Annotated in this window: 27 protein-coding genes; 16 read left to right on the forward strand and 11 right to left on the reverse strand. The window is 60.8% G+C overall.

Annotation, left to right across the window (positions count from 1 at the left end):
- The first annotated feature begins 54 nt into the window (after nt 1-54).
- The 9 genes from BLS87_RS10290 to BLS87_RS10330 all read left to right on the forward strand — a co-directional run bounded on the left by BLS87_RS10290 (nt 55) and on the right by BLS87_RS10330 (nt 6891).
- Nucleotides 55-741 (forward strand): YggS family pyridoxal phosphate-dependent enzyme, encoded by a 687-nt coding sequence (locus BLS87_RS10290; RefSeq protein WP_074752384.1) that lies wholly within the window; start codon nt 55-57, stop codon nt 739-741.
- A 24-nt stretch (nt 742-765) separates the two neighbouring features.
- A complete protein-coding gene (proC, locus tag BLS87_RS10295) occupies nt 766-1584 on the forward strand; it encodes a pyrroline-5-carboxylate reductase (protein WP_074752385.1) in 819 nt (272 codons plus the stop codon).
- Between the two features lie 10 nt (nt 1585-1594).
- A complete protein-coding gene (locus tag BLS87_RS10300; protein WP_074752386.1) occupies nt 1595-2185 on the forward strand; it encodes a YggT family protein in 591 nt (196 codons plus the stop codon).
- Between the two features lie 318 nt (nt 2186-2503).
- Nucleotides 2504-3643: a homoserine O-succinyltransferase MetX gene (gene metX, locus BLS87_RS10305; protein ID WP_074752387.1), complete on the forward strand. Its 1140-nt coding sequence runs from the start codon at nt 2504-2506 to the stop codon at nt 3641-3643.
- Nucleotides 3644-3650: 7 nt separating this feature from the next.
- Complete coding sequence (gene metW / locus BLS87_RS10310; protein WP_074752388.1) at nt 3651-4271, forward strand: methionine biosynthesis protein MetW; 621 nt, start codon at nt 3651-3653, stop codon at nt 4269-4271.
- A gap of 23 nt (nt 4272-4294) precedes the next feature.
- Nucleotides 4295-4741, forward strand: coding sequence for a DUF4426 domain-containing protein (locus BLS87_RS10315; RefSeq protein WP_074752529.1), 447 nt, complete (start codon nt 4295-4297; stop codon nt 4739-4741).
- Nucleotides 4738-5334, forward strand: a complete 597-nt coding sequence (gene rdgB / locus BLS87_RS10320; protein WP_074752389.1) for an RdgB/HAM1 family non-canonical purine NTP pyrophosphatase — start codon at nt 4738-4740, stop codon at nt 5332-5334. Before BLS87_RS10315 ends, rdgB begins: the two co-directional genes overlap by 4 nt.
- Nucleotides 5331-6545, forward strand: coding sequence for a radical SAM family heme chaperone HemW (gene hemW, locus BLS87_RS10325; protein ID WP_074752390.1), 1215 nt, complete (start codon nt 5331-5333; stop codon nt 6543-6545). Before rdgB ends, hemW begins: the two co-directional genes overlap by 4 nt.
- A 22-nt stretch (nt 6546-6567) precedes the next feature.
- On the forward strand, nt 6568-6891 hold the full coding sequence (locus BLS87_RS10330; protein ID WP_062385487.1) for a DUF3392 domain-containing protein: 324 nt from the start codon (nt 6568-6570) through the stop codon (nt 6889-6891).
- Nucleotides 6892-7044: 153 nt separating this feature from the next.
- Here BLS87_RS10330 and trmB read toward each other — a convergent pair whose 3' ends face one another.
- The 4 genes from trmB to BLS87_RS10350 form a co-directional block, all read right to left on the reverse strand.
- Nucleotides 7045-7758, reverse strand: coding sequence for a tRNA (guanosine(46)-N7)-methyltransferase TrmB (trmB, locus tag BLS87_RS10335; RefSeq protein ID WP_074752530.1), 714 nt, complete (start codon nt 7756-7758; stop codon nt 7045-7047).
- A gap of 55 nt (nt 7759-7813) precedes the next feature.
- On the reverse strand, nt 7814-8608 hold the full coding sequence (locus tag BLS87_RS10340; protein WP_074752391.1) for a thiazole synthase: 795 nt from the start codon (nt 8606-8608) through the stop codon (nt 7814-7816).
- A 70-nt stretch (nt 8609-8678) separates the two neighbouring features.
- Nucleotides 8679-8879, reverse strand: a complete 201-nt coding sequence (gene thiS, locus BLS87_RS10345; protein WP_074752392.1) for a sulfur carrier protein ThiS — start codon at nt 8877-8879, stop codon at nt 8679-8681.
- Between the two features lie 111 nt (nt 8880-8990).
- Nucleotides 8991-9374, reverse strand: coding sequence for a DUF423 domain-containing protein (locus BLS87_RS10350; protein WP_074752393.1), 384 nt, complete (start codon nt 9372-9374; stop codon nt 8991-8993).
- 79 nt (nt 9375-9453) lie between these two features.
- Between BLS87_RS10350 and mtgA the strand changes: the two genes are divergently transcribed.
- Nucleotides 9454-10164: a monofunctional biosynthetic peptidoglycan transglycosylase gene (gene mtgA, locus BLS87_RS10355; protein ID WP_074752531.1), complete on the forward strand. Its 711-nt coding sequence runs from the start codon at nt 9454-9456 to the stop codon at nt 10162-10164.
- Nucleotides 10165-10349: 185 nt separating this feature from the next.
- Here mtgA and rpoH read toward each other — a convergent pair whose 3' ends face one another.
- From rpoH to ftsY, 4 genes are all read right to left on the reverse strand, one after another.
- Nucleotides 10350-11204, reverse strand: coding sequence for an RNA polymerase sigma factor RpoH (gene rpoH / locus BLS87_RS10360; protein ID WP_062385495.1), 855 nt, complete (start codon nt 11202-11204; stop codon nt 10350-10352).
- Between the two features lie 138 nt (nt 11205-11342).
- Nucleotides 11343-12368, reverse strand: a complete 1026-nt coding sequence (gene ftsX, locus BLS87_RS10365; protein WP_074752394.1) for a permease-like cell division protein FtsX — start codon at nt 12366-12368, stop codon at nt 11343-11345.
- The gene (gene ftsE, locus BLS87_RS10370; RefSeq protein ID WP_074752395.1) at nt 12365-13036 is read right to left on the reverse strand and encodes a cell division ATP-binding protein FtsE; all 672 of its coding nucleotides are present in this window, start codon (nt 13034-13036) and stop codon (nt 12365-12367) included. The genes ftsX and ftsE overlap by 4 nt, the downstream gene beginning before the upstream one ends.
- Nucleotides 13033-14589, reverse strand: coding sequence for a signal recognition particle-docking protein FtsY (ftsY, locus tag BLS87_RS10375; protein ID WP_074752396.1), 1557 nt, complete (start codon nt 14587-14589; stop codon nt 13033-13035). Before ftsY ends, ftsE begins: the two co-directional genes overlap by 4 nt.
- A 302-nt stretch (nt 14590-14891) precedes the next feature.
- Between ftsY and BLS87_RS10380 the strand changes: the two genes are divergently transcribed.
- From BLS87_RS10380 to BLS87_RS10405, 6 genes are all read left to right on the forward strand, one after another.
- Nucleotides 14892-16247 (forward strand): M16 family metallopeptidase, encoded by a 1356-nt coding sequence (locus BLS87_RS10380; RefSeq protein WP_074752397.1) that lies wholly within the window; start codon nt 14892-14894, stop codon nt 16245-16247.
- Nucleotides 16240-17736 (forward strand): M16 family metallopeptidase, encoded by a 1497-nt coding sequence (locus BLS87_RS10385; RefSeq protein WP_074752398.1) that lies wholly within the window; start codon nt 16240-16242, stop codon nt 17734-17736. Before BLS87_RS10380 ends, BLS87_RS10385 begins: the two co-directional genes overlap by 8 nt.
- Nucleotides 17736-18356 (forward strand): 16S rRNA (guanine(966)-N(2))-methyltransferase RsmD, encoded by a 621-nt coding sequence (rsmD, locus tag BLS87_RS10390; RefSeq protein WP_074752399.1) that lies wholly within the window; start codon nt 17736-17738, stop codon nt 18354-18356. The genes BLS87_RS10385 and rsmD overlap by 1 nt, the downstream gene beginning before the upstream one ends.
- A complete protein-coding gene (locus BLS87_RS10395) occupies nt 18343-19368 on the forward strand; it encodes a hydrolase (protein ID WP_074752400.1) in 1026 nt (341 codons plus the stop codon). The genes rsmD and BLS87_RS10395 overlap by 14 nt, the downstream gene beginning before the upstream one ends.
- 447 nt (nt 19369-19815) lie before the next feature.
- Nucleotides 19816-20544 (forward strand): AzlC family ABC transporter permease, encoded by a 729-nt coding sequence (locus BLS87_RS10400; protein WP_074752401.1) that lies wholly within the window; start codon nt 19816-19818, stop codon nt 20542-20544.
- A complete protein-coding gene (locus tag BLS87_RS10405) occupies nt 20541-20864 on the forward strand; it encodes an AzlD domain-containing protein (protein WP_074752402.1) in 324 nt (107 codons plus the stop codon). Before BLS87_RS10400 ends, BLS87_RS10405 begins: the two co-directional genes overlap by 4 nt.
- A gap of 168 nt (nt 20865-21032) precedes the next feature.
- Here the strand turns inward: BLS87_RS10405 and BLS87_RS10410 are convergent, their stop codons facing one another.
- The 3 genes from BLS87_RS10410 to BLS87_RS10420 all read right to left on the reverse strand — a co-directional run bounded on the left by BLS87_RS10410 (nt 21033) and on the right by BLS87_RS10420 (nt 23913).
- Nucleotides 21033-21887: a sulfurtransferase gene (locus BLS87_RS10410; protein WP_074752403.1), complete on the reverse strand. Its 855-nt coding sequence runs from the start codon at nt 21885-21887 to the stop codon at nt 21033-21035.
- 69 nt (nt 21888-21956) lie between these two features.
- Nucleotides 21957-22643 (reverse strand): TetR/AcrR family transcriptional regulator, encoded by a 687-nt coding sequence (locus tag BLS87_RS10415; RefSeq protein WP_074752404.1) that lies wholly within the window; start codon nt 22641-22643, stop codon nt 21957-21959.
- Nucleotides 22644-22716: 73 nt separating this feature from the next.
- Nucleotides 22717-23913 carry an MFS transporter gene (locus tag BLS87_RS10420; RefSeq protein ID WP_074752405.1) on the reverse strand — a complete coding sequence of 399 codons (1197 nt, stop codon included), beginning with the start codon at nt 23911-23913 and terminating at the stop codon, nt 22717-22719.
- Between the last annotated feature and the right edge of the window lie 130 nt (nt 23914-24043).

The raw sequence follows: 24043 nt of genomic DNA on the forward strand, positions 1-24043 counted from the left end.
ACAGCTCCTCATCACATAGAATGCCGCAGACTTTAGCCCTGCTGGCGCAAATCAATGTCCACGATAGCAGAGAACATTTCAACGCTCGCAGAGCGAATTCACAACGCAGCGCAGGCGTCCCGGCGCGACCCCGGCTCAGTGGGTCTGCTTGCCGTGAGCAAGACCAAGCCGGCCAGCGATCTGCGCGAAGCGTACGCCGCCGGACTGCGCGATTTCGGCGAGAACTACCTGCAGGAAGCCCTCGGCAAACAGACCGAATTGAGCGACTTGCCCTTGATCTGGCATTTCATCGGCCCCATCCAGTCAAACAAGACTCGCGCAATCGCCGAGAACTTCGCCTGGGTACACTCCGTGGATCGCCTTAAAATCGCACAACGCCTGTCCGAACAACGCCCTGCCGATCTGCCCCCACTCAACATCTGTATTCAGGTCAATGTCAGTGGCGAAGCCAGCAAATCCGGCTGCACGCCTAAAGACCTGCCTGCGCTGGCCCAGGCGATCAGCGCGCTGCCTAATCTGAGATTGCGCGGTTTGATGGCAATTCCCGAACCGACAGAAGACAGCGACGAACAGAACGCTGCTTTTGCTGCTGTACGCACCTTGCAAGATCAACTGAACCTGCCGCTGGACACCCTTTCCATGGGCATGAGCCACGACCTGGAGGCCGCCATCGCACAAGGCGCGACCTGGGTGCGGATCGGCACTGCCCTCTTCGGCGCCCGCAATTACGGGCAGCCTTAACCTTTGCCTCACAGGAAATCGTTCATGAGCAAGACCCGTATCGCATTCATCGGCGCCGGTAACATGGCGGCGAGTTTGATTGGCGGCATGCGCGCCCAGGGCGTCGAAGCTGAATTGATCCGCGCCAGCGATCCCGGCGCAGAAACCCGCGAGCGTGTGGCCAAAGAGCATGGCATCACCGTGGTTGCTGACAATGCCGAAGCCATCGAAGGCGCTGACGTGGTGCTGCTGGCGGTGAAACCGCAGATGATGAAAACCGTCTGCGAAGCGCTCAAGCCAGCCCTCAAGCCGAACCAGTTGCTGGTGTCCATTGCGGCCGGCATCACCTGCGCCAGCATGAAGGCCTGGCTGGGCGAGCAACCCATCGTGCGTTGCATGCCCAACACCCCGGCGCTGCTGCGTCAGGGCGTCAGCGGCCTGTACGCCACCGCTGAGGTGACTCACGCGCAACGCCAGCAAGCCGAAACCCTGCTGTCCGCGGTGGGCATCGCCTTGTGGGTCGAGGAAGAAACGCAGATCGACTCCGTGACCGCCGTGTCGGGCAGCGGCCCTGCGTACTTCTTCCTGCTGATTGAAGCCATGACTGCCGCAGGCGTGAAGCTGGGGTTGTCGCAAGAGGTCGCCAAACAGCTTGCCGAGCAGACCGCGCTAGGCGCCGCGCGCATGGCGACCGAAAGCGATGTCGATGCCGCCGAGCTGCGTCGGCGCGTGACTTCGCCGGCGGGCACGACGGAAGCCGCGATCAAATCGTTCCAGGCGGACGGTTTTGAAGCGATGGTAGAAAAGGCGCTTGGCGCTGCCGCACATCGCTCGGCCGAAATGGCCGAACTGCTGGGCAAATAAGGAGCAATTCATGAATGCACTCACCGGCGCCACGATTTTCGTCATCCAGACGCTGATCAGCCTGTACCTGACCATCGTTCTGCTGCGCTTCGTGCTGCAACTGGTCAAAGCCAATTTCTACAACCCGCTCTGCCAGTTCGCGGTGCGCGCCACTCAACCGCTGCTCAAGCCTATCCGCCGGATCGTGCCCAGCGTGTTCGGTCTGGACACCTCGTCGCTGCTGCTGGCCATCGTGATTCAGGCACTGCTGATGGCGTTCGTGCTGATGATGACTTACGGCACCATCGGCGACGTACCGCATCTGCTGATGTGGTCGATCATCGGCATCACTTCGCTGCTGCTGAAAATCTTCTGGGTCGCGATGATCATCATGGTGATCGTGTCCTGGATCGCACCCGGCACGCACAATCCGGCTGCCGAACTGGCCTACCAGATCAGCGAGCCGATTCTGGCGCCGTTCCGCCGCATCATCCCCAACCTGGGCGGCCTGGACATCTCGCCGATCTTTGCCTTTTTGGCGATTCAGGTGTTGCAGTCGTACGTCATGCCTGAGCTGGCTGCCTATGCCGGTATGCCGCAGGAGCTGTGGCGGTTGATCTGAAACCTGGGGCGACGGAAGCCATCTTCGTCGCCCCGAATTTGCAGACGTACGCCGATCGCTTCTGCCGAAGGCGTGGGAGCGTGGCTTGTCCCGCGATCTGCAGCGCAGCGGCAGTAAAGGCTGAGAATGCGATCTTCCTGAACGATCGTGCTGTCCGAATTTAGGGGCGCTGCGCACCCCATCGCGGGACAACCCACGCTCCTACGCCCTGCGGGCAGAATCAAAAGCCCGACCGCCAGCGAATTCTAACTTTTAGTTTGTTGCCGCTACCCTGCGCGATCTTTAGACTTACGCCTCATTTCAGCGAGAGCAGGGTCGATGTCCACGGTCTTTCCCGAAGATTCTGTCGGTCTAGTCACGCCGCAAACGGCGCATTTCAGCGAGCCCCTGGCGCTGGCCTGCGGTCGCTCGCTGGCTGCCTATGACCTCATCTACGAAACCTACGGTCAGCTCAACGCCGCCAAAAGCAACGCGGTGCTGATCTGTCACGCCTTGTCCGGCCATCATCACGCCGCCGGTTACCACAGCGCCGAAGACCGCAAGCCGGGCTGGTGGGACAGCTGCATCGGTCCTGGCAAGCCCATCGACACAAACAAATTCTTCGTCGTCAGCCTGAACAACCTGGGCGGCTGCAACGGTTCCACCGGCCCCAGCAGCATCAACCCGGAAACCGGCAAGCCGTTCGGCGCCGACTTCCCGGTGTTGACCGTCGAGGACTGGGTCCACAGCCAGGCGCGTCTGGCCGACACCCTGGGCATCCTGCAATGGGCGGCCATCGTTGGCGGCAGTCTGGGCGGCATGCAGGCGCTGCAATGGACCATGACCTACCCGGACCGTGTTCGTCATTGCCTGGCCATTGCTTCGGCCCCGAAACTGTCGGCCCAGAACATCGCGTTCAACGAAGTCGCCCGGCAGGCGATTCTGACCGACCCCGAATTCCATGGCGGTTCGTTCCAGGAAATGGGCGTGATCCCCAAGCGCGGCCTGATGCTGGCGCGCATGGTCGGGCACATCACCTACCTGTCCGATGACTCCATGGGCGAGAAATTTGGCCGTGGCCTGAAGAACGAAAACCTCAACTACGACTTCCACAGTGTCGAGTTCCAGGTCGAAAGCTACCTGCGCTATCAGGGCGAAGAGTTTTCCGGCCGTTTTGACGCCAACACCTACCTGTTGATGACCAAGGCGCTGGACTACTTCGACCCGGCCGCGAACTTCAACGACGACCTGGCCGCCACCTTCGCCCACGTCACGTCCAAATTCTGCGTCATGTCGTTTACCACCGACTGGCGTTTCTCGCCCGCGCGCTCGCGCGAACTGGTGGACGCCCTGATGGCCGCGAAGAAGGACGTCTGCTACCTGGAGATCGATGCACCGCAAGGCCACGACGCCTTCCTGATGCCGATCCCGCGCTACCTGCAGGCCTTCTCCAGCTACATGAACCGAATTGCACTCTGAGGACACCATGAGAGCCGACCTGGAAATCATCCAAGACTGGATACCGGCAGGCAGCCGCGTGCTCGACCTCGGCTGCGGTGACGGCGAGTTGCTGGCCTGGCTGCAGAGCCACAAAAACGTCACCGGCTACGGCCTGGAAAACGACGCCGACAACATTGCCCGCTGCGTCGCGCGCGGCGTCAACGTCATCGAGCAGGATCTGGACAAGGGGCTGGGCAACTTCGCCAGCAACAGCTTCGACGTGGTGGTCATGACCCAGGCGCTTCAAGCCGTTCATTACCCGGACAAGATCCTCGACGAAATGCTGCGCGTCGGTCGCCAGTGCATCATCACGTTCCCCAACTTCGGTCACTGGCGTTGCCGCTGGTACCTGGCGAGCAAGGGCCGGATGCCGGTGTCCGAGTTCCTGCCGTACACGTGGTACAACACGCCGAACATCCACTTCTGCACCTTCGAAGACTTCGAGGAACTGTGCCGGGGTCGTTCGGCCAAGGTCATTGATCGGTTGGCCGTCGACCAACAGCATCGTCACGGTTGGGCCAGCAAGCTATGGCCTAATCTGTTGGGTGAGATCGGCATCTATCGGGTCAGCAGCCCGGGTCTGCAGGACCACAAGATCGCCGTGTGACCCCGACAATGAGGAGAATGATCATGGCTCGTCTGATCGCAATGTTCGGCCTGCTGTTTGCGCTTACCGCCCCGGCCATAGCCGCTGACAGTGCCAGCCTGAACCGACAACAGCAGTTTGGCGACGTGATCATTCACTACAACGCCTTTGCGTCGGGACTGTTGCAACCCAACGTCGCCAAGGACAACGGCTTGATCCGCAGCAAAGGACAGGCCGTCATTAACATCGCGGTGATCAAAGGCGACAAGACCGTCACTGCCGACGTCGACGGCTCGGTCGCCGATCTGACCGGGCGCAAGAAAGAATTGAGCTTCAGACCGGTCAGCGAAAACGGCTCGGTCAACTACATCGCCCAGTTCGCTGTAGAGCCCGACAGCTCGGCCACTTACGTCTTCACGATCAACGTCAAAGCGGGTGATGGCGATACGCACACACTCAGCTTCAACCAACAGATTTTCTCGGACCAATGATGAATTTCACCCAGCTCGTACTGGCCAGCCACAACGCCGGCAAACTCAAAGAACTGCAGGCCATGCTCGGTGGCAGCGTGCAACTGCGCTCGATCGGCGAGTTCAGCAGCGTCGAGCCTGAAGAGACGGGCCTGTCGTTCGTCGAGAACGCGATCCTCAAGGCACGCAATGCGGCGCGTATTTCCGGCCTGCCGGCGTTGGCTGACGATTCGGGCCTTGCTGTGGATTTCCTCGGCGGCGCACCGGGCATCTATTCGGCCCGTTATGCCGACGGTCAAGGCGATGCCGCCAACAACGCGAAGCTGCTGGACGCCCTCAAGGACGTACCTGAGGACAAGCGCGGTGCGCAGTTCGTCTGCGTGCTGGCGCTGGTTCGCCATGCCGACGATCCTTTGCCCATCCTCTGCGAAGGCCTGTGGCACGGACGCATCCTGACCGCTGCCAGCGGCGAGCATGGCTTCGGCTACGATCCGCTGTTCTGGGTGCCTGAGCGCAATCTGTCGAGCGCAGAACTGACGCCGGTCGACAAGAACCAGATCAGCCATCGCGCTCGCGCCATGGCCATTCTGCGTCAGCGTCTGGGCTTGCAATGACCCATGATGCCAACACCCGGCCGCTGATTCTCGGCGCGGCCGGTTTCAGCTCGGAGCAACCGCGTTCTCCTTTGTCCGAACTGCCTCCGCTGTCGCTGTACATCCACATTCCTTGGTGCGTGCGCAAATGCCCGTACTGCGACTTCAATTCCCATACTGCCAGCCCCGTGCTGCCGGAGCAGGAGTACGTCGACGCCCTGCTGGCCGACCTCGATCAAGACCTGCCGCACGTCTACGGACGCGAGCTGAGCACGATCTTCTTCGGCGGTGGGACGCCCAGCCTGTTCAGCGCCGACGCCCTCGGGCGCCTGCTCAAGGGCGTTGAGCAGCGTATTCGTTTTGCACCCGACATCGAAATCACGCTGGAGGCGAACCCGGGCACCTTCGAGCAAGTGAAATTCAGCGCGTATCGAGGCCTGGGCATCAATCGCCTGTCCATCGGCATCCAGAGCTTTCAGGAAGCCAAGCTCAAGGCGCTCGGTCGCATCCACAACGGCGATGAGGCCGTTCGCGCCGCCGACATGGCGCGTCAGGCCGGATTCGACAACTTCAACCTCGACCTGATGCACGGCCTGCCGGATCAATCGCAAGACGATGCCTTGGGTGATCTGCGTCAGGCCATCGCCCTCGCGCCGACGCACCTGTCCTGGTATCAGCTGACGCTTGAGCCGAACACCGTGTTCTGGAATCAGCCGCCGACGCTGCCGGAAGACGACATCCTCTGGGACATCCAGGAGGCGGGCCAGGCGCTGCTCAACGAAAACGGCTACGCGCAATACGAGGTCTCGGCCTACGCACAGTCAGGCCGTGCAGCGCGGCATAACCTGAACTACTGGAGTTTTGGCGACTTCATCGGCATCGGCGCGGGCGCTCACGGCAAGCTCAGTCACCCCGACGGACGCATCGTGCGGACCTGGAAAACACGTCTGCCCAAGGATTACCTGAACCCTGCCAAGTCGTATCAGGCCGGAGAGAAGCTGCTGGCGCTGGACGAAATGCCGTTCGAATTCCTGATGAACGCCCTGCGCCTGACAAAAGGCGTCGACGCTGCATTATTTCAGCGCCGCACCGGTCTAAGCCTCGATTTGCTGGCCAGCGCGCGCCAGCAAGCCGAACAACGGGGCTTGCTGGAGGCCGATCCGGCCCGGCTGGTCGCCACTGCCCGTGGTCAGTTGTTCCTCAATGACCTGCTGCAGTACTTTCTTCTTTAAGGCTTAACGCTAAGGACACTGAATGGACCTCGTACTTGACCTGCTGGCCACCGTCTCGCGTTGGAGTCGCAGCAACCTGTCGGAAATCGCACTGGCGTTGGTGGGTTGCCTGCTGATCCTGTTCGGCGCAGACATCAAAGGCTGGATCGAAGGACGCCTGAGCAGCTTTGCCGGCGCCTTGCGCGTGCCGGTCATGGCGTTGCTGTGCACCATCGGCAGCGGCGCGGCACTGATCTACGCCACCCCTTGGGTGGTTCGCGGGCTGAGCCAGTTCAACAACTACAGCCTGGCGCCGGTGTTGTTGGTGGTGCTGGTGTTGATTGGGGTTGTGGCGGACAGAAAGTAATCCACAGAGCCTGCATCGATCTCGACCTGTAGGAGCCGGCTTGCTGGCGAATGCGGTGGGTCAGTCAACATAAATGTGTCTGATCCCACGCATTCGCCATCAAGCCGGCTCCTACCATGATCGGTGTTCGGCGCTGATGACGGCCGCGTCAGATCAGGCGATCTTCTCGAACTTCAAATCCCAAACCCCATGCCCGAGACGCTCGCCACGGCGTTCGAACTTGGTGATCGGACGCTCCGCAGGGCGCGGGACGCATTTGCCGTCTTCGGCCAGGTTGCGATAACCCGGGGCGACGTTCATCACTTCCAGCATGTATTCGGCATAGGGCTCCCAGTCGGTCGCCATGTGCAGAATGCCGCCCGGCTTGAGCTTGCTGCGCACCAGCGCGGCGAACTCGGCCTGAACGATACGGCGCTTATGATGACGCGACTTGTGCCACGGATCCGGGAAGAACAGCATCAGACGGTCAAGGCTGTTGTCGGCCACGCAGCGGTTGAGCACTTCGATCGCATCGCAATCGTAGACACGCACGTTGGTCAGGCCTTGAGTCAACACGCCGTTCAGCAGCGCGCCGACACCGGGACGGTGCACTTCGACGCCGATGAAATCCTGATCGGGCGCGGCGGCGGCCATCTCCAGCAACGAGTGGCCCATGCCGAAGCCGATTTCAAGGGTGCGCGGCGCTGAACGACCGAACACCGCGTCGAAATCCACCGGCGCATCGGCCAATGGCAGCACGAACAGTGGCTTGCCCTGATCCAGACCACGCTGCTGGCCTTCGGTCATACGACCGGCGCGCATCACAAAGCTTTTGATGCGCCGATGATGGCTGTCATCGCCCTGCTCTTTACCGTCTTCGTCGTTCATCACTTCGTCGTCCGGAAGTGCATCGGGCTTTTGCGAATCAATCATCAACAGGCTCTTACTTGATCAGACCATCCAGCGGCGAGGACGCGCTGGCATAGAGTTTTTTCGGCATACGGCCAGCCAGGTAAGCCATACGGCCTGCCAGGATGGCGTGTTTCATGGCTTCGGCCATCAGCACCGGCTGCCCGGCGTGGGCGATGGCCGAGTTCATCAGCACCGCTTCGCAACCCAGCTCCATCGCGATGGTGGCGTCTGAGGCCGTGCCGACACCGGCATCGACCAACACCGGGACTTTCGATTCTTCGAGGATGATCTGCAGGTTGTACGGGTTGCAGATCCCAAGGCCAGTGCCGATGAGACCGGCCAGCGGCATGACCGCGCAGCAGCCGATTTCTGCCAACTGGCGAGCGATGATCGGGTCATCGCTGGTGTAGACCATCACGTCGAAACCGTCCTTGACCAGCGTTTCGGCGGCTTTGAGGGTTTCAATCACGTTGGGGAACAGGGTCTTCTGGTCGGCCAGGACTTCCAGCTTCACCAGGTTGTGACCGTCGAGCAGTTCACGGGCCAGACGGCAGGTGCGCACAGCCTCGATGGCGTCGTAGCAACCGGCAGTGTTCGGCAGGATGGTGTAGCGATCTGGCGGCAGCACGTCGAGCAGGTTCGGTTCGCCCGGGTTCTGACCCAGGTTGGTCCGGCGCACGGCGACGGTGACGATTTCGGCGCCCGAGGCTTCAATCGCCAGACGGGTTTCTTCCATATCCTTGTACTTGCCAGTGCCGACCAACAGGCGCGACTGGAAAGTACGACCCGCCACTGTAAACGGCTTGTCGCTACGAACATTGCTCATCGGAAATCCTCTTTACGGTTGAGGTTCTTGCAGTTCTTTCTGGATCGGGGCGCGGGGCGGCTGCGAACGACTAGCCGCCACCGATGGCATGCACCACTTCGACCTGATCGCCTTCGTTCAGCGTCGACGCGTCATGCTGGCTGCGCGGCACGATATCCAGATTGAGCTCGACCGCGATTCGACGCCCGGCCAGGTCCAGACGGGTCAGCAACGCCGCAACGGTCGCGCCGTCGGGCAGTTCAAAGGATTCACCGTTCAACTGAATGCGCATGCGAAGGGCAGCCATCATTTTAGGGGGCGAGCATTCTAGCCCGATCAGCCGGGATGACCAAGGCAAAGGCGTGCCATTCGTCTCAACCCGGACCTGCGGGTCAGGTTTGCCTTACAGGGTGTCGAGACCCAGCCGCCAGGCGGTCCAGCCGAGAATGAACCAGCCAATCAGGAAGCACAGCCCGCCGATCGGCGTGATGATGCCCAGTTTGCTCACACCGGTCAGGGTCAGCAGATAAAGGCTGCCGGAGAACAGAATGATGCCGAGCGTGAACGCGATCCCCGCATAGGTGACCAATCGACCCTGGATCTGCATCGCCAGCAGCGCCACGCCAAAGATCGCCAACGCGTGAATCAACTGGTACAGCACGCCGGTATGAAAGATCGCCAGGTACTCGGGGCTGAGTCGGTTTTTAAGAGCATGCGCGGCAAAAGCACCCAACGCAACGCCGGTGAATCCAAAGAAGGCGGCCAACATCAGAAACGTTCGTAACATATGCAACTCCAGGCAAAGTCGTTCAATGGCGCGTGGTCTGTATAATGGCCCGCTCAACGGGTTCGGCCAAGCCATCTCTATGCTGCGTTTCCTCCTTCGTCGTGTCGCCAAAGGCCTGCTCTGGTTCGCAGCGGCAAGTGTCGTGCTTGTTTTGATCTTCCGCTGGGTCCCTCCGCCGTTCACGGCGCTGATGGTAGAGCGCAAGATCGAATCATGGTTCGACGGCCAACCCATTGACCTGCAGCGCGACTGGGAGCCTTGGGAGAAGATCTCCGACGACCTGAAAGTTGCGGTCATCGCCGGTGAAGACCAGAAGTTCGCCGAGCATTGGGGTTTCGATATCGACGCCATTCAGGCCGCACTGGTTCACAACGAGCGCGGCGGCTCGATTCGCGGCGCCAGTACGCTCAGCCAGCAAGTGTCCAAGAACCTGTTCCTGTGGTCCGGCCGCAGCTTTTTCCGCAAAGGGCTGGAGGCGTGGTTCACCGCGCTGATCGAGGTGTTCTGGTCCAAGCAACGGATCCTTGAGGTCTACGTCAACAGCGTCGAATGGGACGATGGCGTATTCGGCGCCCAAGCCGCCGCGCAGCATCATTTCCATGTCAACGCCAGCCAGCTCTCGATGCAACAGGCGAGCTACCTGGCCGCCGTACTCCCCAACCCGCGCGAATGGAGCGCGAGCAACCCCAGCAGCTACGTGTCGCGGCGTGCGGGATGGATTCGCCAGCAGATGCGCCAGTTGGGCGGGGATGAGTATCTGGTGGGGTTGAATCACAGCCGTAAGTGGTGATGATCATGGACCACGTCGGAGTGTAGGAGCGCGTTTGCCCACGATGGCGGTCTGCCTGACACGTTCATAGGCGCCTGATGAAACGCAATCGCGGGCAAGCGCGCTCCTACATTGAGTGACCTCGCAGCGCGCAAACAAAAACGCCCCGATCGTCTCGGGGCGTTTTTCATTTCAGCGTTCGGCGCTTATGCAGCAATCGACAGCTTGAGCTTGTTCATCGCGCTCTTCTCGAGCTGGCGAATACGCTCTGCGGACACTTTGTATTTCTCCGCCAGATCGTGCAGCGTGGCCTTCTCTTCTGCCAGCCAGCGCTGGTAGAGGATGTCACGGCTGCGCTCGTCGAGGACGTTCAACGCTTCGTGCAGGTTGGCCGTCGAACTGTCGGTCCAGTCGGAATCTTCCAGCTGACGCGCCGGATCGTAACGATGGTCTTCCAGGTAGTTGGCCGGCGACTGGAACGCGCTGTCGTCGTCTGCTTCCGCAGCCGGGTCGAACGCCATGTCGTGGCCGGTCAGGCGGCTTTCCATTTCCCGCACTTCACGTGGCTCAACGCCGAGGCTTTCGGCCACGCGATGCACTTCTTCGTTGTTCAGCCACGCTAGACGCTTCTTCTGGCTGCGCAGGTTGAAGAATAGCTTGCGCTGGGCCTTGGTGGTCGCGACTTTCACGATCCGCCAGTTGCGCAGGATGAACTCGTGAATCTCAGCTTTGATCCAGTGCACGGCGAACGACACCAGACGCACACCCATTTCTGGGTTGAAACGCTTCACGGCCTTCATGAGGCCGACGTTACCTTCCTGGATCAGGTCAGCCTGAGCCAGGCCGTAACCGGAATAACTGCGTGCGATATGCACGACAAAACGCAGGTGGGCGAGCACCATCTGCCGAGCCGCCCCTAAATCCTGCTCGTAATAGAGACTCTCGGCCAGTTCACGCTCCTGCTCGGGCGTCAGCAAAGGAATGCTGTTTACCGTGTGCACATAGGCTTCCAGGTTTGCACCCGGAACCAAGGCATAAGCAGGTTGCAAAGAATTGGTCATACGAAAAAACCTCCGACACATGACTCGTGCAGTTCAGCACTGCGAAATTGACCGGGAACCGCTAAACAAGTTCCCTTAGCTGAAAAGTCAATAGATGAAACAAAATTTACGCTACGAAAATTACCCGAACATTAAGACTCAACGAGGTGCCAGCTCTCTCAAATGGCGTGCAACTGCGATCCACGCACCGATATACCCCAACAACACCGCCCCTAGCAAGAGCGACAGACCATCGGCCATGGGCACACCGGCCAGGGAAAAATTGCTGCCGTACAGCCCCGCGAGCCTGACCACGGCCTCATTGAGCCAGTCCAGACCGAACGCCAGCACACCCCACGAGAGTATCCCCGCGCCGAATCCGTACAGCGCGCCCATATAAAGGAAGGGCCTGCGCACGTAGCTGTCCGTACCGCCTACCAATTTGATGACTTCGATTTCGGTACGACGGTTCTCAATGTGCAGACGAATGGTATTGCCGATGACGAGCAAAAGCGCCACCACCAGCAACACCGTCAGACCGAACACGAAGCGATCACCCAGCTTGAGAATAGCCGCCAGACGTTCGACCCACACCAGATCCAGCTGGGCCTGCTGCACCTTCGGCAATTCAGCGAGACGTGTACGTAATGCCTCAAGCGCGGCTTTGTCAACTTCCTGCGGCGTGACCAGCACGACGCCCGGCAACGGGTTCTCCGGCAGCTCCTTGAGCGCCTCGCCCAAGCCCGACTGCTGCTGGAACTCGGTCAGGGCCTGATCGCGGCTGATGTACTCCGCTTCGGCGACGCCGGGCATTCCTTTGATCTGCGTGACCAGACCTTCGCCCTCACTTGGCGAAGCATCCAGTTGCAAATACAGCGAGATCTGCGCCGCACGCTGCCAGGATCCACCCAGACGCTCGACATTGCTCAACAGCAACGACAAGCCCATGGGCAAGCTCAACGCGACGGCCATCACCAGACACGTAAAGAAACTGCCGATCGGCTGCTTGCCCAGACGGCGAAGGCTGTCCAGCAAACTGGAACGATGGGCTTCGACCCAGGCATTGAACAACATGCCAAAGCTGGGGCCGTCGTCTTCATCGTGCTTCTTTTTCTTCTGCGGGCCTGGCTCGGCGGCCTTCGGCGCGACGCGTTCAGACACTTTAGGGCTGCGAGTGGCACTCATACGCCAGCCTCCCCGTCACCGATCAATCGACCACGCTGCAGCGTCAGCATGCGATGACGCATGCGCGCGATCAGCGCCAGGTCGTGGCTCGCGATCAGCACGCTGGTGCCCAGACGGTTGATGTCTTCGAATACACCCATGATCTCCGCTGCCAATCGTGGATCGAGGTTACCGGTCGGTTCATCCGCCAGCAGCAAGGCCGGACGGTGGACGATGGCGCGGGCGATGCCGACGCGCTGCTGTTGGCCTGTGGACAAGTCGCCGGGATACAGCTCGGCTTTGTCCGACAGCGCCACGCGCTCCAGCGCAGAATCGACGCGTTTGGTCACTTCCATCTTGGACAGGCCAAGAATCTGCAACGGCAACGCGACGTTATTGAACACCGTGCGATCAAACAGCAACTGGTGGTTCTGGAACACGACACCGATCTGCCGACGCAAAAACGGAATTTGCGCCGTGCTGATCTGGCCCAGGTCCTGCCCGGCCAACAGCAGCTTGCCGGTGGTTGGGCGCTCCATCGCCAGCAGCAGGCGCAGCAAGGTACTTTTACCGGCACCCGAGTGGCCGGTCACAAACAGAAACTCTCCACGACGCACTCGAAAGCTCAGCTCATGCAAGCCGACGTGTCCGTTCGGATAGCGTTTACCGACCTGTTCGAAACGAATCATGTGCGCTCCCGCTCGGCGAATAGGGCTTGAACGAAAGGTTCAGCCTCGAAAGTACGCAAATCGTCGATGCCTTCACCGACGCCGACGTAGCGAATCGGCAACCCGAACTGCTTGGCCAGCGCGAAGATCACGCCGCCTTTGGCAGTGCCGTCGAGTTTGGTCAGCGCCAGCCCGGTCAACTGGACCGTCTGGTTGAACTGTTTGGCCTGATTGATCGCGTTCTGACCGGTGCCCGCGTCCAGTACCAGCAGCACTTCGTGCGGCGCCTGCTCGTCGAGCTTGCCGATCACGCGGCGAACCTTCTTGAGCTCTTCCATCAGATTGTCTTTGGTGTGCAGACGACCGGCAGTGTCGGCAATCAACACATCAATGCCTCGTGCTTTAGCGGCCTGCACGGCGTCGAAAATCACCGAAGCGGAGTCAGCACCGGTGTGCTGGGCGATGACCGGGATTTTGTTGCGCTCGCCCCACACCTGCAATTGCTCGACGGCTGCGGCACGGAAGGTGTCGCCCGCCGCCAACATGACTTTCTTGCCTTCCAGTTGAAGCTTTTTCGCCAGTTTGCCAATGGTGGTGGTCTTGCCCGCACCGTTGACGCCCACGACCAGAATCACGAAGGGCTTGTGCTCGGATTTGATCACCAGTGGCGCTTCCACCGGCTTGAGCATTTCGGTCAGCTCGCTTTGCAACGACTTGTACAGCGCGTCACTGTCAGTCAGTTGTTTACGCGCCACTTTCTGCGTCAAGTTACGCACGATCAGCGAAGTTGCCTCAACACCAACGTCCGCGGTCAGCAAACGGGTTTCCAGCTCATCAAGCATGTCGTCGTCGATGGCTTTTTTGCCCAGAAACAGGCTGGCCATGCCTTCGCCCAGGCTGGCGCTGGTCTTGGACAAGCCCTGTTTGAGACGCGCGAAGAAACCAGGCTGCTTCGGCTCGGCTGTCCCGGATGCCGGGGCGGTCGCGGGAGCGGCAGGCGCTTCTACAACGGGCACGACCGGGGCACTCACCGGTGCTATGACCGGAGGCGGTGTGACTGGCAAAGGCTGCGACAACGCAGGCAGATCATCGCCGGCAACAGGGTCAGGCAAGGCCACCGGGATCGGCTCGATCGACGGCGGCACTTCGAAGGAGGTGACGTCGACAACCGCTGGCTGCACAGGCGCTTGAGGCGTCGCGAGGTCCGCCTGCACGTGCGAAGCGGTGTACGCCGGAATCTCAGGGGTAACGTGCGGCTCGCTCTCAGGCGTCAATGCGACCGGCTCTTCGGCAACCGGCAGTTTCAACCACGGCTCGGCGTCAGCGGGCTCGATAATCGGCGCGGGCGCGTGGGCGGTAATGGCCTCCGGCACGGGCTCGGCAGGTATGACGGGAGCAATCTGCGGCTCAGCAACGACTGGCGTCTGTTCGACGACAGGCTCGGGCGCTGCTGCAGGTACGTCTTGCGGCTGTTCGGCGACGGTTTCCTGCGGTTTTTTGCGCAGCCATCCGAACAGGCCTTTCTTCTCGCCAGCCGGGGCTGGGGTCTTCTTGTCGTCGTTGGAACCAAACATGGAGGACGGCTATCTCAAGGTAGCGACGCGCCAGAGCGGCGCCTCTGAAAATTCTGTCAATGCGAAACAGACTGCTTTTATGTCCGCTTGTTCATCAGTTGGCTGAGTGAGCTTTACTCGACAATCGCTCAACACTCCCGGCAATCCCTACAGAAATGCGCCATAGCAGCGCATTTCATCGTAGTCCGATTCCCAAGCATGAGTCTTAGACATAGTCGGCAGCCAAACTGGCCGCTATCCTAACACCCCCGCGCCCGCCGACGCTAAGTTCAAGCAGGCCGCCTCGAAGGTTCAAATTACGAATGAATGCTCTCGCCCGCTGTGCCGCAGGCCTGCTGCTCGGCACACTCTGTTTGCCCCTTGCAGCCAACGCCGCCGATCCCCAACCCACTTCCGAATTCACGCTGGATAACGGCCTGAAAGTGGTCGTGCGCGAAGACCATCGCGCGCCGGTCGTGGTGTCTCAGGTCTGGTACAAGGTCGGCTCCAGCTATGAAACGCCCGGCCAGACGGGCCTTTCCCATGCGCTTGAACACATGATGTTCAAAGGCAGTTCCAAGGCGGGTCCGGGTGAAGCGTCGCTGATCCTGCGCGACCTGGGCGCCGAAGAGAACGCCTTCACCAGCGACGACTACACCGCCTACTATCAGGTGCTGGCGCGTGACCGTCTGAGCGTAGCCTTCGAACTGGAAGCCGACCGCATGGCGACGCTGAAGCTGCCACCGGAAGAATTCGCCCGCGAGATCGAAGTCATCAAGGAAGAGCGCCGCCTGCGCACGGACGACAAGCCCAACGCCAAGGCTTACGAGCGCTTCAAGGCCATCGCCTACCCTGCCAGCGGCTATCACACGCCGACCATCGGCTGGATGGCTGACCTGGACCGCATGAAAGTCGAAGAGCTGCGTCACTGGTATGAATCCTGGTACGTGCCGAACAACGCCACGCTGGTGGTGGTCGGTGACGTGAAACCCGACGAAGTGAAGGTCTTGGCCGAGCGTTTCTTCGGTCCGATTCCGCGTCGCGATGTTCCACCTTCGAAAAAGCCGCTCGAATTGCCTGAGCCAGGCCTGCGCCAGATCACTGTTCATGTGGCGACGCAGATGCCGAGCCTGATGTACGGCTTCAACGTACCGAGCCTTTCCACCGCCACCGACCCTCAGTCGGTGAACGCACTGCGCCTGATCTCTGCCCTGCTCGACGGTGGCTACAGCGCACGCATCCCGACCCGCCTCGAACGCGGCGAAGAGCTGGTCACCGGCGCATCGTCGGACTACGACGCCTATACCCGTGGCGACAGCCTGTTCACCATCAGCGCCACGCCTAACCAGCAGAAGAAGAAAACCCTGGCCGACACCGAAGCCGGTATCTGGCGCCTGCTCGACGAACTGAAAACCAAGCCGCCGACCCAGGAAGAACTGGAGCGGGTGCGTGCCCAGGTCATCGCCGGGCTGGTTTACGAACGCGATTCGATTACCAGTCAGGCGAGCACCATCGGCGAACTGGAAACCGTCGGGCTGTCCTGGCGGCTCATCGACCAAGAACTGGCCGCGCTGCAAAGCGTGACGCCGCAAGACATCCAGAAAGCTGCACGCACCTATTTCACCCGCGAACGCCTTGCGGTCGCACACGTTCTGCCTGAGGAGAAAGCCCATGAGTAAGCGCAACGAAACACGCTTTGCGCGAACGCGGGCCCCTGCGTTATTGCTTGCCGCGACCCTCGGCCTGTTCGGTGCAGCTTCGGTGATGGCCGACACGACCGCTGACGCACCCAAGGCGATCGACAAAGCCGCCAACACTCTCGAATCGCTGAAAGAGCTCGACGGCAAAGCACCCGCCCGCCGGACGCTGAACATCCAGTCGTGGAAAACCGCCGAAGGCGCGCGCGTGCTGTTCGTCGAAGCCCATGAGCTGCCGATGTTCGATATGCGCCTGCTGTTCGCTGCAGGCAGCAGTCAGGACGGCGCGACGCCGGGTATCGCCCTGATCACCAACGCCATGCTCAACGAAGGCGTGAAAGGCAAGGATGTCAGCGCCATTGCCCAAGGTTTCGAAGGCCTGGGCGCCGACTTCGGCAACGGTTCCTACCGCGACATGGCCCTTGCGTCGTTGCGCAGCCTGAGTGCGCCGGACAAGCGTGAGCCTGCGCTGAAACTGTTCTCGGAAGTTGTCGGTAAACCTACTTTCCCGGCCGACTCGCTGGCGCGGATCAAGAATCAGCTGATGGCCAGCTTCGAGTACCAGAAGCAGAACCCCGGAAAGCTTGCGGGCGACGAATTGTTCAAGCGCCTGTACGGCGATCACCCCTACGCACACCCGAGCATGGGCACGGCTAAAAGCATCACGCCTATTAACCTGGCTCAGCTAAAAGCCTTCCATGCCAAGGCTTACGCAGCCGGTAACGCGGTCATTGCCCTGGTCGGCGACCTGTCCCGTTCGGAGGCGGAAGCCGTAGCCGCTCAAGTGTCGGCGTCGTTGCCGAAAGGGCCGGCCCTGGCCAAGACCGCCGCACCGACCGAGCCCAAGCCAGGCGAAACCCACATCGAGTTTCCGTCGAAGCAGACGCACCTGATGCTGGCTGAACTGGGCATCGACCGCGCAGACCCGGATTACGCTGCGTTGTCGCTGGGTAACTCGATTCTGGGTGGCGGTGGTTTCGGCAGTCGCTTGATGTCGGAAGTCCGCGAGAAACGTGGCCTGACCTACGGCGTGTCCTCGGGCTTTACCCCGATGCAGGCACAAGGTCCGTTCATGATTGGGCTGCAGACCCGCGCCGAACTGAGCGAAAACACGCTCAAGCTGGTCAAGGACATCACCCGCGACTTCCTCGCCAACGGCCCGACCCAGAAAGAACTGGACGATGCCAAGCGCGAACTGGCGGGCAGTTTCCCGCTCTCGACCGCCAGCAACTCGGCGATCGTTGGCCAACTGGGTGCCATTGGCTTCTATAATCTGCCCCTGACCTACCTCGAAGACTTCATGACGCAGTCCCAGAGCGTCACCGTCGAGCAGATCAAGGCGGTGATGAACAAGCATCTGGACGCTGACAAGCTGGTGATCGTGACTGCCGGTCCGACCGTCCCGCAGAAACCGCTGCCGCCCCCTACTGATAAACCCGCCGAGCAACCTCTCGGCGTTCCGGAGCACTAATGACCTCGACTTCCAAGCCGCCGCGTATCCACAAAGGGCACAAAATCCACACGGGCCTGGGCCAACTGCGGATTATCGGCGGCGAATGGCGCAGTCGGCGTCTGAGTTTCCCTGACGGCCCGGGCTTGCGCCCGACCCCGGATCGCGTGCGTGAAACGCTGTTCAACTGGCTGGCGCCTTATATCGAAGGCGCCCGTGTACTCGACCCGTTCGCGGGCAGCGGCGCGCTGTACCTGGAGGCCTTGTCGCGTGGCGCCAGCATGGGCCTGGCGCTAGACACCAACTCAACCGCCATTTCCAGCTTGCGCGAACACTTGGGCACCTTGCGCTGCACAGTCGGCAAGACGCACGCCACCGACGCACTGCGGTATCTGGAGTCGCAAGCGGCTGATCAGTTCGACGTGGTCTTTCTCGACCCACCATTTCATCAGAATCTGCTGACGCCCGCGTGCACGCTTCTCGAAGAGCGCAACTGGCTGGCGGATAACGCGTGGATCTACACCGAGAGTGAAACCGCGCCGTCGACCCTTGGCCTGCCGGGCAACTGGCGCCTGCACCGTGAGAAAAAGGCCGGGCAGGTGTATTACGCGCTATGGGAAAGAAGTGTTGCCGCGAGCTGACCGCCGTCCGTTCGTTCCCGCGTTCGGACTCAGCAACCCTCACCTGCAGACCCTCTGGGGCCCGCTCTGGCGAAAAACCATTCACATGGATCGTCGACGCGAGCGCATCTGGCTGGAGGACGGCGACTTCCTCGACATGGACTGGTACGGACCGCACGACGCCAAAGCACCCGTCGTGCTGGTGCTCCATGGCCTCACCGGCTCCTCCAACTCGCCGTACGTCGTTGGCTTACAGCAGGCAATGGAAAAACGAGGCTGGACCAGCGTCGCGCTGAACTGGCGAGGCTGTTCGGGCGAACCCAATCTACTTCCGCGCAGCTACCATTCCGGCGCGAGCGAAGACCTGGCCGCCGTCATCGCACATATCCGCACCGCACGACCACTGGCGCCGTTGTACGCGGTCGGCTATTCGCTGGGCGGCAACATTCTGCTCAAGCACCTGGGCGAGTCAGGGCTGGACAGCAACCTTCAAGGTGCGGCGGCGGTTTCGGTGCCGTTTCGTCTGGATGAGTGCGCTGATCGTATCGGCCTGGGTTTTTCCAAGGTCTATCAGCGGCATTTCATGCGTGAAATGGTCGGGTATATCCGCGACAAACAACGCCGCTTTCAGCATGAGGGCATGAACGAAGGCCTCGCCACCCTTGCCGCACTGGGTTCGCTGGACAATCTGCGCACGTTCTGGGACTTCGATGGAAAAGTGACCGCGCCACTCAACGGTTTTGTCGACGCTCAGGATTATTACCGCCGCGCCTCAAGCCGCTATTTCCTCGGAGCAATCCGCACGCCGACGCTGCTGGTGCAGTCCCTGGACGATCCGTTCGTATTCAAACACAGCCTGCCGGACGCAAGCGAGCTGTCCGCAAGCACGCAGTTCGACCTGCAAAACCAGGGCGGTCATGTGGGGTTTGTCGGCGGCACGATCAGAACGCCGACCTATTACCTGGAACAGCGGATTCCGGAGTGGTTGGTGGATGTGCATGGGGCTCAAGCAAGTCTGACACTTCGCCCTTGATTCCCCCCTGGGGCGTGAGAACAAGGCTTTCCCGCGGCGCAGATTCCGTTCGCCGACCCCGTAGGAGCCGGCTTGCTGGCGAAAGCGGTGTGTCATTCGCCGTCGATGTTGCTGACCCACCGCATTCGCCAGCAAGCCGGCTCCTACAATATCAGCGTCGTCCCGAAGTCTTCGTCACGACGCGAACCCTGTAGGAGACGTCCGAGGTTACGAGGGTATGGGCCGCACTCGGACGAATGCGGTGTGTCAGTCGCAGTTGATGCTGCTGACCCACCGCATTCGCCAGCAAGCCGGCTCCTACAGTATGAGTGCCGCCTTCAAGCCTTCGGAACGACGCGGACCCAGCCAGTCGGCCCCTGCCGTTCAACGCTGTTTTGGATCTGTGCAAGATCGTTCAAGACAGCGACATACCACCCGCCTACCATTCGGGACATAAGGAGAAACACCATGTCCCGTCATCAACTCTACGTTCGCGGTCTTCGCGACAGTGTGCCCATGCTCGTCGGCATTGCGCCGTTCGGCATCATCTTCGGAACCCTCGCCGGGGTCGGCGGTTTGTCGCTGTGGCAAGCGGTCGGCATGTCGATGTTTGTCTACGCAGGCTCGGCACAATTCATCGTCGTCAGCCTGATGGGCGCCGGGGCCAGCGCCGTGGTGATCCTGCTGACCACCTTCATCGTCAACCTGCGCCATGTGCTCTACAGCGCTACCTTGCAGCCGCAGGTGCAGGGTTTGCCGCAACGCTGGCGATTGCTGCTGGCGTTCTGGCTGACCGACGAAACGTTCGCGGTCGTGCAGCGCTACTACCTCGTCCACGGCCGCCAACCGCTGGCGCATTGGTATTGGCTCGGTGTGGCCAGCGCACTCTATGCCTGTTGGGTCGGCAGTTCGCTGGTGGGCGTGTTGTTCGGTCAGGCGGTGCCGGACATGGCGAGCTGGGGTCTGGAGTTCGCGATGCTGGCGACATTCATCGGCATTGTGGTGCCGCTGCTACGCAATCAACCGCAGATCGCCGCCGCACTGGCCGCGGGCGCCGTGGCACTGATGACCTGGTCGCTGCCGTACAAACTGGGGTTGATGGCGGCCGCATTCAGCGGGATTGCCGTGGGTGTTTTGCTTGAGCGTCGACAGGCTGCCAACCCTCACGACCGGTCGCACGCGGGGGCACAGTCATGAGTTATTGGTGGCTGATTCTGGGCATGACGGCGATCACTTTTCTGATGCGCTACAGCCTTTTCGCGTGGCCCAACCTGCGCTTCCCGCCGGTCGTGCGACAAGGCCTGCACTACGTGCCGACCGCCGTCCTGACCGCCATCGTGGTGCCCGGCATGCTGCTGCCGGACGGCGAGCATTGGCAGGTATCGTTTCAGAACGCTTACTTGCTGGCCGGCCTCGCCGCCATCGCGATTGCAGCGTTCAGCCGTAATTTGCTGGCCACCATTGGCGGCGGTCTGGTGGTGTTCTTTTTACTGCGGTGGGCGATGGGGCAGATTTAGCCCGAACTCGGCCAGATGTACCGCCCCTGTGGGAGCGAATTCATTCGCGAAAGGAGGGTTCATTCGATGCCTCGCCATCGGCTGCACCGCTCCATTGCGAATGAATCTGCACAGATCCAGTCCGGCAGCAGATCGATCAAGACTGCCAAACCGCTCAGCAGGAGCGCGTCACTCCCCCGTCGCTACCCCACGCGCCGGATCATTGATCCACTCGCTCCACGACCCTGCATACAACCCGCCCAGCGGATAACCCACCAGACACAATGCGAACAGGTTATGGCACGCCGTGACACCGGAACCGCAATAGGCCACCAACTGATCTGGCGAGCGCCCTTTCAAGGTTTGCGCAAACCGCTGCTTGAGCTGTTCAGCCGGAAGAAAACGCCCATCAGGCCCCAGGTTGTCGGTAAACGCTGCACACTGAGCGCCGGGAATGTGGCCTGCAATCGGGTCGATCGGCTCAACCTCGCCGCGAAAGCGCGCCGGCGCACGGGCGTCGATCAGGGTCATCTCTGGCGCTCCGAGCCGCGCCTGCAAGTCGGCCGCACTCAACACCAGGAATTCATCGGGCTTGCCCTGAAACGAGCCTTGTCGATGGTCCGGCGGGTCCAGACTCAAGGGCAGCCCCGCCGCGTGCCAGGCTTTCAGACCGCCATCGAGGATGTACACGCCATCACGCTTGCCCAGCCAGGCGAGTAACCACCATGCGCGGGCGGCGTATGCGCCTGGGCCGTCGTCGTACAGCACAACCTCGCTGTCGTTATTGACGCCCCAAAAACGCAGGCGCTCGATCAGCACTTGCGGATCCGGCAGCGGATGGCGACCGGTGACGCCTTTGGTGATGGGGCCGCTCAGGTCGTTGAGCAGGTCCGCGTAGGAAGAGCCCTCTATGTGACCTTCGGCATAGCTGCGCTGGCCGTAGTCCAGGTCATCAAGGGAGGAACGACAATCTAGAATCACAAGCCCCGGCTTTTGTTGGCGTTCGGCCAGTTGTTGCGGGCTGATCAATTGCGCGATGGACATGACAGGCTCCTGCAGACAGTGAAAGTGGCGATAGTGATAAGACAATCCAGTTGAGCGGATGAGCACGCTTCAGCTCGCGTCCTCCAGCGCCTTGTTCAGCGGCACGTAAAATTCGGCGCACAGCGCGTGCACAGCTTCCCGAGCGTCGGGTGTGACGTAAGCGAGCTCGAGCATCAGCACCTGATACACGCCGCGCCGAATGGCGTCTTCGTTCAGGTGCGTGGCGTTTTCCCGGGTGGTGCAGAGGAATCGCACCCAAGACGTCAAAATGATCCAGGCATTGAGCGTGAGCGATTCGATCTGGACCTTGTCCATCTCCAGAATCCCGGCTTCGACGAAGCCGCCGTAAATGGCCATGGCCTTGATCAGGCAATGCTGCGAAAACCGCCGATAACGTGCCGCCAGCTCAGAGTCGGCTTCGAGCAGGTGTTCAAGGTCGCGGTGCAGAAAACGGTAGCGCCACATGCCGTCGAGAATCGCTGTCAGGTAATGACGCTTGTCTTCGACACCCGGCAAGCGGCCTTTGGGCGGATGCAAAAAGCTGTCGACCAAGGCTTCGTATTCGGTGAACAGCTCGGCGATGATCGCCTGCTTGTTGGCGAAGTGGTAATACAGATTGCCCGGCGAGATCTCCATGTGCGCTGCGATGTGGTTGGTGCTGACGCTGCGCTCACCCTGCAGATTGAACAGCTCCAGGCTGCTCTGCACGATGCGTTCACGGGTCTTGATGCGTATGGTTTTAATGCGCGGCGCCATGCTCGACTCGAACGTTGGGACGTGACAGGAATGTGTCCGATCTTAACGCAAGGACCACGATGGGGTGCAGCCCTCACGACTCGACGGATGCCACCACCTTCGTCCGGGTGGCGATGGCCACGGCAAGGCCAATCAACACGGCGGCCACTGCCAGCGCGAGAATCACGCCTCGCAATCCTATCGACACAGCCAAAACACCCACCAGCAAACCGGCCAACGGTTGGGTCAGGTTGTTCAGCAGCGTAATGACGCCGACGGTCTTGCCGAAATCGCGCACCGGTATCACCCGCTGGCGAATGGTGCGCATGTAGACATTGAACATCTTGTCGAAGCCAACGACGAGCAGAAAACCCACCACATAGATCTCGGACGCCGCGCCCGTGGCAGTGATCAGCGCACCCAGCGTAATCGCGCAATACGACACCCGGCCAAGCACCGACAGCGGCAATGAGACCCGGGCGAGCCCGAACAGAATCAAAATAGTGACCAGCGCACCCGACGCTTGAAGCGCCGCGTAGAAGTCTTTGCTTTCACCGAATGAGCCAATGACCATGGCGGCCGAGCTGGCCAGCGTCACGCCTACGATGAGATTCACACCCGCCGCCAGACAGATGATCTTTTTGAGCTCGGCGGACTGACGGATGTGCCTGAAGGCAATTCGTAAGGGCTGAAACCAGATGTCTGCGTGCTGCTCGAACGTTTCCAGCGTCACGTTGCTGGAACGCTGCCACTCACGCATTGCGACGTCGGCCAGCACAAACAGCAACGCCACGCCAATCACCACACCTGGCCACGGGCAGAACTCCAGCGAGAGCGCTGCCAGCAACGGTCCGAGGACGAGCCCGGTCTGGTCGGCGATCTGTGAGTAGGACAGGGTCTTGCCGTATCGGTAATCCGCGAAGATATGGGGCATCACCACCTCACGCGCCATGATCCCCTGGGTGGTCAACACGCCGCAGATCGCGGAGAGCAGCACCAGCCAGTAAATCCCGCCAAACACCCCGTACAAGACAACAGCAACCATGCACACCACCGCGCGGTACATCTGACTGATGTGCAACAAACGAATCGGGGCGAACTTGTCGCACAACGCGCCGCAGATCGGGAACGCCAGAAAGCGCGGCAGCGTCTCGACAAAAAACGCCAGGCCCGCCCAAGAAGCGCTCTGGGTGGTCTGGAAGACGATCAGCGGCACCAGAAACAGCAGGACCTGATCGGCCAGCCGCGAAAGAAAAAGCGAAAAGAAGAACGCCAGATAGTCCGTACGCATTGAGACTCCATGTCAGGTGCTGCAAAGCGGTTCACCCGGAACCGGGCGCAAGCAGTCTGGCTCGCGGATTTGCGCTGCGCAAGGGGCATGACAACGTTGGCAATGACCTCGACAAGACCATTTGACTTTA

The organism is Pseudomonas abietaniphila, from assembly GCF_900100795.1.
Lineage (GTDB): Bacteria > Pseudomonadota > Gammaproteobacteria > Pseudomonadales > Pseudomonadaceae > Aquipseudomonas > Aquipseudomonas abietaniphila.